This window comes from Amycolatopsis anabasis, from assembly GCF_009765355.1.
Taxonomy (GTDB): Bacteria; Actinomycetota; Actinomycetes; order Mycobacteriales; family Pseudonocardiaceae; genus Amycolatopsis; species Amycolatopsis anabasis.
Genome location: NZ_VTHK01000106.1, coordinates 1 through 15560, shown reverse-complemented (window position 1 = coordinate 15560; position 15560 = coordinate 1). Strand labels below are relative to the sequence as shown.

At 68.2% G+C, this 15560-nt stretch carries 9 protein-coding genes; 2 read left to right on the top strand and 7 right to left on the bottom strand.

All coding sequences use genetic code 11. The annotated features are described in order from the left end of the window. Window positions 1-502 precede the first annotated feature (502 nt). The 7 genes from FXO23_RS49190 to FXO23_RS49160 are packed head-to-tail and all read right to left on the bottom strand — an operon-like array spanning window position 503 to window position 13776. Window positions 503-1429 (bottom strand): hypothetical protein, encoded by a 927-nt coding sequence (locus FXO23_RS49190; RefSeq protein ID WP_158895895.1) that lies wholly within the window; start codon window positions 1427-1429, stop codon window positions 503-505. Further along, on the bottom strand, window positions 1426-4245 hold the full coding sequence (locus FXO23_RS49185) for a hypothetical protein (RefSeq protein WP_158895893.1): 2820 nt from the start codon (window positions 4243-4245) through the stop codon (window positions 1426-1428). Before FXO23_RS49185 ends, FXO23_RS49190 begins: the two co-directional genes overlap by 4 nt. Before the next feature lie 16 nt (window positions 4246-4261). Continuing rightward, window positions 4262-6490 (bottom strand): hypothetical protein, encoded by a 2229-nt coding sequence (locus FXO23_RS49180; protein ID WP_158895891.1) that lies wholly within the window; start codon window positions 6488-6490, stop codon window positions 4262-4264. A gap of 22 nt (window positions 6491-6512) precedes the next feature. Further along, window positions 6513-8687 (bottom strand): hypothetical protein, encoded by a 2175-nt coding sequence (locus tag FXO23_RS49175; protein WP_158895889.1) that lies wholly within the window; start codon window positions 8685-8687, stop codon window positions 6513-6515. Window positions 8688-8704: 17 nt separating this feature from the next. Continuing rightward, window positions 8705-11026, bottom strand: a complete 2322-nt coding sequence (locus tag FXO23_RS49170) for a hypothetical protein (protein ID WP_158895887.1) — start codon at window positions 11024-11026, stop codon at window positions 8705-8707. Window positions 11027-11036: 10 nt separating this feature from the next. Beyond that, window positions 11037-13184: a hypothetical protein gene (locus FXO23_RS49165; protein ID WP_158895885.1), complete on the bottom strand. Its 2148-nt coding sequence runs from the start codon at window positions 13182-13184 to the stop codon at window positions 11037-11039. After that, the gene (locus FXO23_RS49160) at window positions 13177-13776 is read right to left on the bottom strand and encodes an alpha/beta fold hydrolase (protein WP_246258592.1); all 600 of its coding nucleotides are present in this window, start codon (window positions 13774-13776) and stop codon (window positions 13177-13179) included. The genes FXO23_RS49165 and FXO23_RS49160 overlap by 8 nt, the downstream gene beginning before the upstream one ends. 528 nt (window positions 13777-14304) lie before the next feature. On the opposite strand from FXO23_RS49160, the gene FXO23_RS49155 reads away from it, so the two are divergent. Further along, window positions 14305-14532, top strand: a complete 228-nt coding sequence (locus tag FXO23_RS49155) for a hypothetical protein (RefSeq protein WP_158895883.1) — start codon at window positions 14305-14307, stop codon at window positions 14530-14532. Beyond that, window positions 14519-15556 (top strand): fatty acid desaturase family protein, encoded by a 1038-nt coding sequence (locus FXO23_RS49150; protein ID WP_158895881.1) that lies wholly within the window; start codon window positions 14519-14521, stop codon window positions 15554-15556. The genes FXO23_RS49155 and FXO23_RS49150 overlap by 14 nt, the downstream gene beginning before the upstream one ends. The last annotated feature ends 4 nt before the right edge of the window (window positions 15557-15560 follow it).

The following is a 15560-nucleotide window of genomic DNA, read 5'->3' as shown; positions in this document are numbered from 1 at the left end:
TCGCCGTGCGCTACCAAGCCACCATCGACATCGCCGCCATCAACATCTGGCTACGCCACATATGAAACACGGCCTAGGCGTGCCGGCGGGGAGGCCACGAGGAAGAACTGCGGCGTACTCGTGGCGAGGCTGCCGGGGCAAAGCTGGATGCCAAGCTGATCGATCGATTCCCAGTGAACACGGGAACCATTCCATGTCACTCCCACGGTCCGGAATCCGCTCGGGTGGTGGGATAGGCACGTCGTCTGCTGAAGACGCGGAATGGGGCGGAGGTCTCGTAGTAGTCCGAGCACACGAGAGGTGTGCGCATGGCGAAGGAGACCAGCAAGTCGGCAGGAAGGAGGAGAGGTTCGGCCGAACCTTGTCGCTAGCCTGGCCTGATGCGGGTGCGGTTCCACGGACAGCTCGCCGAGTTCGGGACGCGATGGGGCCGGATGTGCGGGATCGTTCAACAGTCCGTTGCCGTGGTCGGAAGTGGGGTGCCTAGCCTGGGTAGTCGGCCTCAGTGGTCGAGACTGGGTACGTGCGTGGGTACCGTCGGCGTTACGCCGACGGCGATCGCCGGTGATCCGCCGTCCGGGTCCAGTCGCAGCGTGACCAGACCGGGCCGCTGTGTGCGGGTGATGCCGGAGATCTGGGGTGCGAGGGTGGGCAGCAGGTCTGATGCGGTGGGAAACATCGTGCGGGCGGTGACGAACAGGGTGAGCTCGGATCCGTCTCGTGGAGATTCCGAAGTGTCTATATTGGACTCGGTCGCCACGCTCAGGCCCAAACGGCGGCCGCGCAATCTCCCGAGTCCGTCGGGTAGTCGACCGAGGCAACGCAGCGCGCCGGGGCAGTCGAGGGCGTGGAAGAGCGATGTCAACTCGGTCAGGTCGGCCACCGGCAACCTCGCGTACAGCTCGATGCGCCGCATTGGTGCGTCGACGGCCAATATGCGCGGCAACGAAGCCGACGGGAGATGGCGCAGGAAGGTGCGCAGCGGCGCGGGCAGTGGCGCCTCGGACAGCACATCCGCGTCGCACGCGTGCGGCAGTTCGGCGTAAATCTTGCGGTTGGTGACGCCACCGCCCAGCCATGTCCCGTAGCGCAATCGCGTATCTCGTTGCAGTTCGGACAGCGCGGTCAGCAGGCGCGCTGGCACGGCGGGTCCGTCCGCGGCGAGCAGTGCCGCGCCCACCGCCAGTCGCTCGGCTTCGGGCAGCTCGGGTCCGGCGAGTTCGGCAGTCCACCGCGGGCTGCTGCCGGGTGGGCCGGCGGTGTACTCGATCGGGAACCCGGACGGGGTGAGCAGGCTCCAGGTGGCGACGATTTCCGGCCATGCGCTGCGTTCCAGCCGGTCCAGCGCTGCCGTCAGGGCTGCCGGGAACGCGCTGCCCGGCCAGAGTTCGCCGTACAGTCGCTGCGCGGCCGGACGCAACGCGATCACAGCCCGATTCCGATGAGCGTCTCTTCCCCTGTCACCGGGGCGCGTTGCACCATCGCGCCATCCGCTCCGACGATCGTGATGCGGTGTGTGAAAGTGCGCTGCCTACCGTCCAATAACGCGATTCGCAGGGGCAGCGGTTCGGTCGCGTCTCCGTCGATCTCCAGCCGCTCGATGCGCCGGTAGGCATTGCCGTCGTCGGTGTAGTTGACGTCAAGGAACGCTTGCCGGACGGTGCCGGGTGTGAACAGCGGGACGGCAACGATGTCCAGCGAATCGGTGAACGGGTCGTCCACGGCGAGGAACGACGCGGTGCCGGCCACCGGCCCGGTGTGCCGGACCGATCCGTTCGTCAGATGGTGGGTGAACGTCGCGGTCCAGCCGCGCTGCTCGGGGTGGGTGAGACGCAGTTTCCAATGCTGCGCGGGAGAATCGGGCAGCACGCGGAATGTGTCGGTGCGCTGGAAGCCGTCTCCGTCGTCATAGTCGAGCCGCACGTCGATGGCCGAGACGATGCCGCGGTCGATCCGGTTCGGGAAGATCTCCAGCCGTAGGAACCCGAGATCATCCGCGGGATCGACCTTGAGGGTGCGGTCGGTGCTGGCCCTCGGCGGCAGTTCGTAGCTCAACCGCTCGCCGACCCAGCCGGAACTCGCGTCGAAGTGGTGTTGCAGCCCGACCCGGAAACCGAGGTCGAACGTCTCGTTGAGGAAGGTCTCGAATCTCTTCGGCCCACGATCGGCCTCGGTGAGCCGGAACTCGGCGTGCCGGTGGTTTCGCGGATCGGCGGGATCGCCGTAGTCGATGGCCACATCGCTGGAGAACAGCCCGATGTCGGCGAACTCGGTGGGCGTGGCGACGTCGACCGCGAGTTTCTGGAAGAACGGGTCGAACAGGTCGACGAGCACGAAATGCCGATCCTTGTCCGGCAGTTCGTCGAGCAGCAGGCCGATGAACCCCTGCGGCGCGTAGCTGCGCTTGACCACGGCCCTGCGGTCGTAGACGAGCTTGAGTGTTTTGCGTTCCTCCTGCCGGATGAACTTGAGCTTGAACGACAACAGCGCCGGGGTGAGACCGCCACCTTCGCCTGGTGGTTGCTCGCCGGTGGGCGGGTCGGGCGGATCCGTGGTGCCGGGCTGGGCCGCGCGCGCCACCGTGGCGCGGACGGACAGCGCGGGGTTGGCGCCGGGTACCTTGCCGGTTACCTCCACGACCCGGTCGTCCTGATCGCCGACGCGTCCCGCGCCTTGTGCGCGGGTGAACCCGAGCGGCTGCGCCGAGGCGACGGTCGCGCGGCTGGCGATGATCCCGGTGGCGACCCCCAGCCGCCGCCGGGTCAGCCTCAGGTTGAAATCCGCCTTCGCCGCGCTGGCATCGCCCTCGAAGCTGGCATGCGCGGTGACGGTGACGTTCTTCGGCGCGACCAGCCGGTTGTCCAGCCAGTCCCGCAGCGCGGCGGCTCCCTGCGGCTGGGACTGGCCGGGCGCGGTGCTCTGCGAGAAGCGTGTGTCCGGTGGAGTCGGATTGCCGAGCAGGTACGAGTTGTAGACCGGGTTGCTCGGCGTGGGGGAGAACCCCTGCTCTTTGGGCTGGTCGTAGGTGAAGAACAGCTTGAACGTCTCGTCCACCGGCGGTGACGCGGGCCAGTCCACGGTTACCGGATGCGTGCTCGCGGCCGCGATCTCGACGCTGAGCCTGCCCGCGGCGTCGAGCGTCTTCGGCTGACCGTCCACGGTGACGACCGCACCAGAAGGTCCTTGTACGACAAGGGTTTCCGTGGTGCCCGAGGCGGAGGGGGTCATGCTCAGGCCGACGCCGGGCGGCAACGGGCTGGGCGAGGTCTGGTCGATCGTCAGGGTGGCCTTCGGCAGTTCGCCCGGCGTCGGCGGGGTGGTGGCTGGGGGAGTCGTGCCGCCCCCGCCGGGAGGCGCTTTGTCGCCGCGCAGTTTCTTCAGCCGTTCCAGGATCGCGTCGAGGCCCTCGGGCTGCGCGGGGCCCTGCAGCTTCCCGAGATCGAGGGACGGCTCGAACCATCGCTTCAGCAGGTCGTTCTTGAAGAATTCCAGCGCCCACTTCTCCTTCTCGGCGGCATCCGCCGAGCCGCTGAAATCGGTCACCTTGATGGTGATCGCGCCGTCCTGCACGAGCTTCTCGAACCCCGCGTCGATACCGGCGCGCACCCAGTACAGCTGTGCTTCGACCCCCGCCGAGAAATGCGTGTAGATGCGCTCGAAGTCCGCGGTGATCTCGACGCGCATGTCCGGGGTGAGCACTCCGTACTCGAATTCGTAGATCACGCCCAGCGGGGTGGCGGCCTGTTCGAACGCCCGCTGCAGGATCGTCGCGCCCGCCTCGTCGAGCACCAGGGAGAACGCGGCCGTCTGCTCCCCGACCATGGACGGCCGGGTGGCGCCCAGGATCTTGGTGACCGCGTTGAACGCGCCGGGCGGCGGCGAAGGGGCGGTGGTGCCGCCCCCACCTTCCAGGTTCAGCGCAAGGCACCGCACCGTGCCGCCCTCCACCGGTGCGGGCGACAGCGTCGGCCGGCCGCCCGGCACCCGCGCGGACAGCCGGGACATGATCTTGCCTCGGGTGGCCGGGGGCAGCGTGATCACCGACTGGAACATCAGGAACCCGCCGCCGGTCACCCCGGCATCCGCCACCGCGGGCTTGTACTTGATCATGCTGAATGCCGGGCTGCCGTCCTGGTTCCGGCCCAGCGCCACCCGCGTCGCCAGGTACCAGAACTGGGCCGGGTCCGCGTGATCCGAAAAGACCGTCACACCGTCCACTTCGAACGTGTTGCCGAGTTGCATCATGGCCGGCTCCCAGTGATCAGGCGGTGGTGGCGGGTATGGTCAGGGTGTCCACGTCGAACCGCGTCCACTCCTCCTGGACGGACATGCCGTTGCGGTACGCCCGGAAGACGCGCAACTCGTAGGCGTCCTTGCTGGGGTCGACGAAATCGAATTCGAAGGTGTGGCTGGAACCCGGGGCGGTGAAGTCGAACCGGTCCTCGACCGAGATCCCGGCCAGTTCGTCGTTCGCCCGTGCCTCGATCCGGATGAACCGCAACCCCTCGGTCTCGAAATCCGCGGGTGCGTGCAGCTTCACCGCCCGATGCCCGCGCAGGTCGTCACGCACGAAGATGCGCTTGGCCAGCGTGCTTGACCACGGGCCCTCGAACAGTGTGGTGTCGTTGCGCAGCACGACGATCCGGTAGCGAATCTGGTCGGCGGTCGGGTCGACGCGGTCCACCACGAACGACTCCGGGCTCTGGCCGGGCACGACCTCGACGGTTTGCTCCACCTTTTGCGCGTGGTCGCGATCGTCGAAGACCAGGTCCACGAAGGCGCGCTCGACCTGGTCGGACAGTGCCTCGACGATCTTGACCACCAGCCGGTCCGGGAAGGGATCCGGCACGTCGACCTGTCCCTTGTCCGCGGGGGCGGGCGCGGTCTCATGCACCCGGCCGTCCGCCCCGTGGTAGCTGATCGACGCGATGACCGGGCCCGCAGGGGCGCCCACCAGGAAGCGTTTCCACTCTGCGTTCGCGGTGCCCGCGGACAGCCGCACGACGTCGTCCTGGCGGATCCCGCCGGCAGGGTCCTCGTAGCGCAGCCGGACGTCGACTCGCGGATACCGGTCGAACGGGAACTTCGGCAATGTCAGGATCGGGATCGATTCCTCGGCGAACAAGTCCCGGGGCTGGATCTCGTGCTCCTCGCCGAGCACGTCGACCGGCTTCGACAGCAATCGGGCCGGGCGTTCACCGGCCGGGCCGGGCAGCAGGTCGACGGTGAACTGCACCTTGACCGGCCACACCATCCGTCCGCCGTCCAGTACCGACGGCCATTCGACTTCCAGCTCGGGGCGGGCGGCGTCGAGCAGCACGGACTTGGTCGGGTTCGTGCCGTAGGTGAGGGCCACCGTCACCGAACGCACCGGATCGCGGGTGAAATCGGCGCGCGAAATGAGTTTCAACTTGCGGCGCTTGAAGAAATCCGAGTCCGCGTTCACCTGGAGCACCAGGCGTTCGAGGTCCAGGCCCGCCTGCAGCGCGCGGAACAGCCCGGTGAGGTGGCCCTGCGGATAGATCGTCCGGGCGATGGTCACCCGCTCGGACAGGTCCACGTCCAGTCGCTTGCGATCGACGCGCGAGTAGTGCGTCTTCTGGTACGAGAACACGCCTGCCGGGCTGACCCGCTGCGGTGAGAAGGACTTGATCACCTCGCGGGTCTTGTCCCAGCCGTCCGGGGCCGCCCGCAGCGGATCGATCGAGCTGGTGAAGAACGCGTCGGTGATCATGTCCCGGACCCGGGCCACCGCGGCGTTCCGGCGTTCGATCACCGAACTCTCCTCGTCCTCGGGTACGAAGGTGTCGGTGTCGAAGACGATCGCGCGTTCCTCTTCCAGCCGTTCCACGACGTCCTGGATCTGGACGTCGGTGAACAACCCCTCGTGGCCGAAGGTCTCGTCCATGATGTCCTGCGTGCGGTTCCAGTCGATCCGCAGCTTGACGTGATAGGCGGGACGCAGTGCGAGGTAGTCCAGGCTGTAGGTGACCCCGATCGGGGACAGCTCGCCGAGCATCGCCTGGCGCAGGATCGTCACCCCTCGTTCGTCGAGCTCGACCGAGAAGGCCGCGCGGTTGTCGCCGTACAGTGAGGGTTTCGCGGAATGCCGGATGGCGCGCACCAGATCACCGCCCGGCTGCTCCCCGCTTTGCCGCCCGAGCAACGTCAACGTGACGGACCCACCCACGACGGGCACCGGCGACAGCCGTGGTCGCTGCCGCAGCCGCGCCAGATCGGCCAGCTGGTCCTCGAGATCGCGCGTTCGCTCGGGCGACAGCCCGAGGTGCACGTCGAAGTTGAGGAACCCGCCGGACGGCCCGGCCGACCGGTACTCCAGCAACAGCAACTGCGGGATCTCCAGCGCGCCCTCGGTCCGCGTGACGAACCGCGGGGACAGCGGTTGGTAGTAGAACTGCAGCGGATCGGCGTGGTCGGGCAGGATGGAGACCCCGTCGATGAGGTAGAACGGTGGCTTCTCGGACAGCACGGCAGGCCCCTTCTCGTCCGACTCAGGCCGCCGGCAGTTCGATGATCAGCTTCTCGTCCTTGACCCGCCCGGCGGAGGTGGCAGTGCGCTTCGTCCCGTCGGTCATGAAGAACGTTTCGGTCCACTCGTAGCTGGTCTTGGTCCGGTCACGGATCGGGAAGGACACCGTCGCCTCGGTCGCGCCCGCGCGGAACGTGGTGCTTTCCAGTTCGTCGATGTGGTTGGCCTCGTCGACGTAGCGCAGGTCGACCTTCGCCAGTTTCACCAGATCCCACGGAATGAGGTCGGGCACCAGGGTCACCTCGAGCACCGCCGACTCCACGCCGAGCACCAGCGTCCTGCCCTCGAGCGTCTTCTCGCCGCTTTCGGCCGAGGTGCCGTCGTGGAACGTGGTCACCGTCCGATAGGTCACCTTGCCCACTCGCGGGTCGATCACCGGGAACTTCCAGCTGTCGAAGCGCAGTGCCTTGGACAGCGCGATGGAATGCGTCTGCTCGTAGCCGTTGACGTCGTCGGTGTAGGTGAGGTCGAGGAAGATCGTGTCGATGATCTTCTCGAAGTCGCCGCGGGTGCGCAGCAGCACCTCGTTGGTGACCGAGAACGGATCGTCCACATAGAACCGCTGGCCCTTGAGATCGGCCAGTTGCCGGACGAACTCCCGGCCGTCCTTCATGAAGAACTTCACCGAGCCGCCGTACGGTTTCGCCGGCTCCATGAGCAGTTCCTTGACCTGCAATACCTTCGTGGTGCTGTCGATCTGGAACCGGGTCACCGGCGGGACACCGGGGCTCACCTCGGGGTGTTCCAGGGTGAGCACGGCGCGGGAAACCTGGTCCCAGTTCATATCGCCGACCTCGACGTCCACCAGCCACAGGCCGAGGTCATCGATGTTGATCTTCAGATCGGTACCGTCGTGGTCCTGCCACTCGGATTCGAAGGTCCGGCTCTCGCCGGTGTAGAAAACGGTGTACTTGTACTTGAAGGCAGTGCCTCCGCTGTCCATGAACGAGTCGAACCTGCCGATGTCGTCGGCCTTCTTGAAGGAGAAGGTCTTGATGCCGTGCTTGGCGGTGGCGGGCGGATAGTCGATCGAGACGTCCACGCTGAAGATCGGCAGCTTCTCGAACTCCGCGTTGACCTGTATGGCGAGGTTGAACTGCCGGTAGAACGGGTCGTCGACGTCCGCGGTGATCGCGAAGTCCTCCCATTTGAAGCCCTGGCTGACCAGCGACGGCATGTTCGCCTGCGGCCGCACGTCCACTGGCACGATCTGTTTCTGGGTGTGCTCGATCCGCACGTCCGCGATCTTGTTGACGGTGACCTCGCGACGGATGTTCTCGAAGTCCTCGTCCCGGATCTTGGAGAAGTCCCGGCTCTCCGGCGGGATCGCCTCCAGCAGGTTGCGCTGGACGGCCTCGTCGAGCTGGCGGGTCACCGAGTCCTCGACGGTCTTCAGCATCGCCGCGACCGCCGGATCCGTGTTGGGCAGGCCGCCGGGGTCGACCGTGACCTTCCGCGACTCGGAGTTCACGAAGATCTCGTTGACCTTCTCGCTGAAGTCGTCCTCGGACCAGAAGTTCTCCTCGAAGTCGACCTCCTGTACGAAGCTGTAGAACTTGCTGGCGTACCAGGTGCCGACCGCGGTGACCGGGGGCATCCGGCCGTTGAACTGAAACGCGTACTCCGCCCGCACTCCGCCCGCACCCTCGCTCTTCATCGCGGCGGCGAAGACCGGCGCGCCGAATTCGGTGAGTTCGGCGGAGAACGCCACGACGTTGTTGCCGTACATCGAGGGCACCCCGCCGTGGTTGACCCGCTGTACGAGATCGCCACTGCCGGAGAGCACGTCGAGCGTCACCGAGGCCTTGGTGATCTGCGGCTTCGACAGCACGATGGCCTCGGGGGTGACCGAGCCGCCGCCCCGGGCGTTGAGGTGGTCCGCCAGCTTCTGTCGCAACGCCTGCTCGTCGGCGGCCGTCAGGGCCATTTCGATGTCCATGAAGACGAGTGCGGCACCGTTCCTACCGCTGGGCAGCGGCCGCAGCGAGCGGTACTGGACGAACTTGAAGACGGGCTTGCCGTTGCTGTCGCGGCGCATCAGCGGCACCTTCGGCAGCACGTAGAACTGCAGCGCGTCGTTGTCGTCGGGGTAGGCGGTGGCGGCCGGGGTGTCGACCGCGCCCAGTATCTGCAGCATCCTTGGTTCCTCCTGGTTCAGCCGGGATTGATGAGATCGGCGAGGTCGTTTGCCTGTTCGACGACCCGCGGCGCCGGTGCGGCCGTGGGCGTGGTGCCCGTGACCGCGAGCGATACGCCCTCGGCGGGCCCCTGATCGCTGACGTACCTGACCTCCGCGGTGGCGATCTGCGTCATCGACGGTTGGTGCTCGACGGGGGCGGCGAACCGGGTGTGCAAACGGACCAGTCCGATGCGGCCGCCGATCGCGGCTTTGAGGGCCGCCAGCTGGGTGGCGCTGAGCGAGACGGACAGCGCGGTGGTCCACGGTGGCAGGCCGGAGCTGCCGCCTGAGGCGATCGTGGCCCACCCCCCCTCCTCCCCGGCGATCTGCAGCGCGACCGTCTCGACGACGACCGCCGCGGCCCGTGCCTCCGCGTCCGCGCGCTCGAGGTGCTGACGCAGCCGCTCGGTGAGCCGCAGCCGCGCGTCCTCCGGCAGGTCGAGCCTCGTGGTGAGCTGCAGGAAGGCCACCTCCCCGGCCTCCACAATGGATAGTGTGGGCTTGCCGGACGGCTCGCGTTCGACGAACGGGCCGGGCGGCAGGTACGTCCACACCCCCGGCTGGCCGCGGTCGGGCCGCAATTGGCACCCGTCGATCTCGATGGGTGCACCGGCGACAGTGATCACCAGTTCGTCGGCGGGGCCGACCGGCTCGGACCACGGGCTGCCCGGGGTGTCGATACGCCACAGCAGGCCGGGCTGGAACGGCGAGGTGGCCACCCACCGCAGCCGGACCCTCGGGGCGCTCGGATCGAGCACCACCTCACGCGCCACCGACTCGTCGGTGCCCTCCGGACGCCACCGCACCACCGTTCGCCCTGCCGATCCGCCTAGTTCGAAAGTCGCTTGGTGCGAACCGAAACCCGGCAGGGTGGCCGGATCCAGATCGATCCGGGTGCGCGCGGGAAGCTCGACCTCGATCGGTTTGCCCGGACCGTGCGGGCGCAGCAGCAACCGGGGCCGCGCGTCCGGAGCCGGTACCGGAACGGCCGCGACCGGGCGGGCCGCGTCCAGCGTCCCGAGCTGGTGCCCGTTCGCCGCGAGAATGTCCACAGTGGCCAGTGCCGTCAGCCCGGTGGAGCAGCGCACCACGGTCATCGGCAGTCCGAACGCGTCCGGGCCCAGCAGCACGCGGTCCGAGGTGACCCGGCGCCAGGGCCCGGGGAGTTCCTCCGGACCGTCGCCGGTGTCGAGCAGCGCGCGGAGCCGGCACTCACCGTCCAGCGTCTCGCCCGGCGCGAGGGCCAGCACCATCTCGCCGGTGTGGCCGGGAGCGGGCAGTTCGGTACTCGCCGAGACGGGTTGCGGGCGCACCGGCGGGCGGGCCGGGACACGCACGTCCGCCAGCAGCCGTGCCATCCCGGCCACGGGCGTGACGAGGTTCGCCGCCACCGACACGGGGGTGCGTCCGGTCGGGAACGCCGGGAGGTCGATCTGCCGGACGAGCGTGCCCGGATCCGCCGCCACGATGGCGGCCGCCGCGGCCCCGAGATCGAGGCGCACCACCACATCGATCGCGACCGCACCGGGTTCGGCGAGGTCTACGCGGATCTCGCCCCGCGGCACCTCGGTGGGCGGCCGTAGCCGGTGCGCCGGTTCCACCGATGGCGCCGGTTCACTGAGCAGGTCCAGCAGCCGCAGGGCCAGCGCGTGCCCCCGCCCCGCCGGATCGGCCGCATCCCGCGCCCCCGGCACGACCTCTTCGATCGTCTGGGCAAGCCCGGCGACCGTGACGGTCGCACCTGCGCCGAGTCGTTTCGCAAGGTCGGTCGCCACCACCCGCGGATCGAACGTGTAGGCCGCCGGATGGCGGGGCGACACCGCGCGTACCCGCAGCCGCAGCGTGGCGTCGACCGGCGGCAGGCCCTCCTGGGTGAGCCGTTTGGCCAGCGCCGCGGCGACCGGCCCCAGTTCGGTGCCGAGGTTCGCACGCGCCAGCAGTTCGGGGCCCGCGACCGTGGTGGCCTCGAAGTCCTCCGGTCCCGTCACCCGCAGCACACCGCCGTCGACCTCAAGATCGAGTAACCGCGCGTGTTCGTCCCTGTCGATCAGTTCGCCGCTCACCGCCTCGAAATCGGTGTGCACGACCAGGCCGAGATCCAGCCTGCCGCCCGTCGCGCCGGGCGATCCGCTGCCGCGCACCAGGGTCACCAGCAGCACCGGCCTGCCATCGGGCTGCCGGTCGAGCAGCAGTCGTTGGGGGAGCGCCACGACCTCGCCGGTGCGGTTGAAGACGCGGTAGGCCGGACCGGTGGCCAGGGTGACCGGGGCGGCGAGGTCGGGAAGTCGTTCCAGCATGGCGCGCCTCTCAGGCCGGGGGCGTCCGGACCGGGAACAGGATCGTGGCGTCGGTTTCCCGCCACGCGCTGGTGCCGATGCCGCCGGACGCCCAGTGCGTCTCGGTGCGGTAGCGCACGGGGGGCAGTGGGCTGCCGGTGAGCAGCGGTTGCACCGGTACCCGGACGTACGTGAGGGCGGCCAGCGTGGTCGCGGTGAGGCTCGCGCTGCCGCCGTTCTCGACGGTCAGTACGAAAGCGTTCACCCGATCACCAGGACCGGTGAACATTTCCGGCACGGCCTCGGCCCGCACCTCCCGGGTCAGCCGTCCGTCGGTGCTGCGATCGAACACCAGCTCCCAGATCTTTGCCCGGTCCGGCTCGACGACAAGCCCGCTCTGGTCCAGCACGACACCCTGGACAGGGCCGGGCAGCCCGTCTGGGGTGAGCACCAGGTCGCACCCCGCACCCGGTGCGAGGCCGCCACTCGCGGGCAGGCCGGTGATGGTCAGCGGAACCCAGCCCGCTCGCGGTGACACGACCGTCTGCGTGGTGGGGCCCGAATGCGGCGGAGGTTCGATCACTGCGCCCGCTCGTAATGCGCCGACCTGGACCGGGCTTTCGATCGGATTGGTCAGCCGCGCCTCGACGGACACCCCGGTGATCGGCTTGGGTTGCAGCGAAAGGAGGTCGCCCGTGGTGCGGTCGAGCCGGAGTTCGAGCGGGATGTCCTCGGGGGCCGGGCCGTTCGCGCCCACCCGGACCTCGCCGCGCAGCACGCTGAACGAGGCGCCGAACAACGCGTCGTAGACGAGCCGGAAGTCCTCCAGCCGCAGCCGCTCGGCGTGCACGATGCCGCGTTCCAGGTCGATCTCGGTGTCCGGCCGCTCGGTCATGGTCTCCGACGGCGCGCCGTTGCGCGGCAGCGCGAGCCGTAGGATCGACTGGGCCTCCTGCAGCCGCTCCAGCCGCACCGGACCGGTGCCACCGCGTGCCTTCGTTTCCTCTTCCAGCTTCGGCAGAGCGTCCATCAGCCGCGCGTTTTCGACCACCGGATGGGCGGCGAACTCGAGCACAGCCGCCAGGTCGGCCTCGCTCGTGGCGTTGGCCGCGCTGACTCGCAGCAGCGGCCGGTGTGCCCCTTCGCCCGATCGGGCAAGCAGGAAGCGGTCGGGGGCGAAGTAGAAGAGTTCGGGGCGCACGGCGTCCTGCCAGTAAGCGTGGCTGCGGCCCGCGGAGTCGACACGCACCCGGCGCACCGGCTGCACCTCGCCACCACCGCCCAGCCGGGCGCGCTGCTGATCGGACAGCACCAGCGGGGCGGGCAGCACGATCCAGTCCAGCAGAAACGAGTACTCGCGGTACAAGTGAATGAGCCCCTCCGGCCCGTTGATCACCTGGCCGGTCGGCATGCCGACGGTGATCCCTCGCCCGACTATCAGGGTGAAAGCCGCTTCGAGCGAACCCATCGCGGCGAGCAGTTGCTGGCGCAGCCCCGGAGCGGCCAGCGGCAGTTCGGCGGTGATCGTGGTCTGCGCTTCGTCCAGCAGCACGACGGGGAACCGGTGTTCCTGCACCATCGTGCCGCCGCCGAGCACGGGCAGATTCAGCCGGAGGGTGACCGCGAGGACGTGCGGCATCTCCTGAACGCCGGGCGCCGACGCCGGTCCCGGCGTCTCGACCAGGGTCAGCACCAGCGTGTCGACGCCCCCGCGGTCGACGATCACGATGCGCGGTTCGTCCACCGCGCCGATCCGGTCGGTCGCCAGCGCGTAGCGCGGCAGGGCGTAGCGCACGTCGCCGGGAGGGCTTTCGAAGACGGTCTCCTCGGTCACGGTTTGGCCCGGCGCGACCGGGCAGTTCAAATAGAGCCGATGCGTCCCCTCTATCCGGCCGGGCTGTGGCGCGGTGGTCTCGTCGGGGATCGGGATGATCGGCGGCTCGGTGAGCGGAGGGTCCTCGACGAAGATCGGTGGTGTTTCGCCTGGGGAACCCCGCATCGCGCGCGGCGTCTCGCGGAGCAGGGCTTCCCGTTCGGGCGTTTCGCGCGGTGGCGGCCGAAAAACCTCGTGGAACCTGGAATCCCGCGCCACAATCGGGGATTCGATCGTTTTGTCCACGACGAGCCGCGGAAACGCATCGCGTTCCAAGCCCTTGAATGCCAGCCCGTCCTCAGACATGACAACGCCTCACGCTGGCTGCCCTCGTACCGGGACCGCTTCCGGGCGTCGGCGCCGGACAGGACTCGCGGGCTCGCCGAAACTCGTCGAGCTCCAGCGTGTTGAGCAACGTGAGAAACTGCCGGTCGGCGCCCTCGGCGCGCAGTGCTCTCTTCAGTGTGGCGAGCAGGCCGGGATCCGCAGTGCGCCAGTTCAGCTGCGGGACACCCGAGTGCCGCAGGGGCACCGACCACGAGGGCAGGGTGTCGCTGACTGTCCTGTCCACACAGCACCAGGCGGAGATGTACACGATCCGGTCGAGAAGGTCAGGAACCGCTTTGCCGACTCCGTTCAGTACCACCCCGCCCCTGCTGACTCCAACCAGGACCACCGGCCCGTGCTCGCACAAGTGACGCACGACGCCGGCCAGCGTCGACGGCGCGGCGGCGAAGGCCATGAGGTCCTCAGGCGCTTGATTAGACGCTGTGAAGCCAGTGGCGCCGTATCCCGGCACGTCGACGGCGAGCGTGCAGTGGCTGAGCAGCACCAGGTCACGCTGCAGGTGCGCCCAGGTACGGGAGTTGCCGTGCGCAAAGACGAAAGCCGGAATCACGCGTGAGATTCTCGCCCAAACCTACCGGTCAGTGATTTCCCTATAGTGCGCCCTGGTGGGCAGCCTTCTCCGCCCTCGAGACGGTCGTGGTTTTCCGGCGGCCTGATCGACAAGCGAGCTCGCGGCCACAACCACTGACTCTGGGCCGGATCCACCGGCGGGAGGGGGGTTGGGGTGAGTCGTAGGGCGAGAATGCCCTGGCGTGCTGGGAGGATCGGATTTGCTGAAGGCTCGATCTGTTCCGGACGAAAGGGCATCTCTAGGGTGCGACTGTCTCATATTCGCCCGGTGAAGTCGGCGATCTTCGATGATCCGAATCTCGTGCCCCAACTAGCGGGCCGAACTCGATGTCGAGGACGACACGGGCTTGACCACCGCATACGAGATGCTCCCGACACCGTCAATTCTACGCCTGCGACGGACGTGGTGGGCCAATCGGCGTAGTCGGGTTTCTCGATCGCGCTGACGTGGGGTTTTGCTGGTTTCTCGTCGGGTAGCCGAAGGTGAGACCTTTTCCGGAGGTGACCGATGACAAGCCACACCCTGCCCGCTGGCAGAGGCCGAGGGAGGAGCGCGTTCGAGCGCCGTGCGGCGGTGGCGTGGATCCGCGCCGCCGATGCCGGGCTGATCGACGCCGACGAGCTCGGCTGGCTGCTGGACGGGCTGCACGGTGGGCAGCCCGTACCGACCACGGGCATTCACGTGGAGCGAGGCAAGTTTGCTGATCGTGAGGATCGACCCCATGACCACACCTGACATCTCAGTGCGGCCCGCCGCCACAGGCCGTGCCAGCGATTTCGCGGAACTGTCCCGGCAGGTCAAACGGGTCGGGCTGCTCCAGCGGCGCTACGGGTATTACACGCTGCGGATCGCGGTCAACATCCTGCTGTTCGGCGCGGGCGGTGTCGCGTTCGTACTGCTCGGCGACTCCTGGTGGCAGTTGCTCACCGCGGTGTTCTTCGCCGTGGTGCTCACCCAGTTCGCGTTCATCGGCCACGACGCGGGCCATCGGCAGATCTTCCGGTCCCGGTGGCGCAACGATGTCGTCGGGCGCGCGCACGGCGCCCTCACCGGGATCAGCTACCGGTGGTGGGTCGGTAAGCACAATCGGCACCACGCCAACCCCAATCACGAAGACGACGACCCCGACATCGACATTCCCGCGCTCGCGTTCAGCCGCGACCAGGCACGCCGCAAACGCGGGGTGTTCCGGTGGGTGGCCAAATACCAGGCGTTCCTGTTCTTCCCGCTGCTGCTGGTGGAGGCGGTGATGCTGCGCATCGCCAGCGTGCAGGCCGTCCTGCGCGGCGAGGTCAAATCCGCCAGGTCGGAGGCGGTGCTGCTGACCGTCCATCTTCTCGGCTATCTGGTCGCGGTGTTCCTGGTGCTGTCCCCGCTCAAGGCGGTGCTGTTCATCGCCGTGCACCAGGGGCTGATGGGCGTGTACCTCGGTTGCTCCTTCGCCCCCAACCACAAGGGCATGCCCGTCCTGGCCAAGAACGAGAAACTGGACTACCTGCGCAAACAGGTACTCACCTCCCGCAACGTCACCGGCGGCCGGTGGGTGGACTTCCTGCTCGGGGGCCTGAACTACCAGATCGAGCACCACCTGTTCCCCAGCATGCCGCGTCCCAACCTGCGCCGCGCCCAAGTTCTTGTGCACGACTTCTGCACCCGGCACGGCATCGACTACGCCCAATGCGGACTCACCCAGTCCTATGCTTGGGTCCTGCGCCATCTGCACGCCGTGGGCGCCCCACTCCGACAAAGCACCCACTAGACCG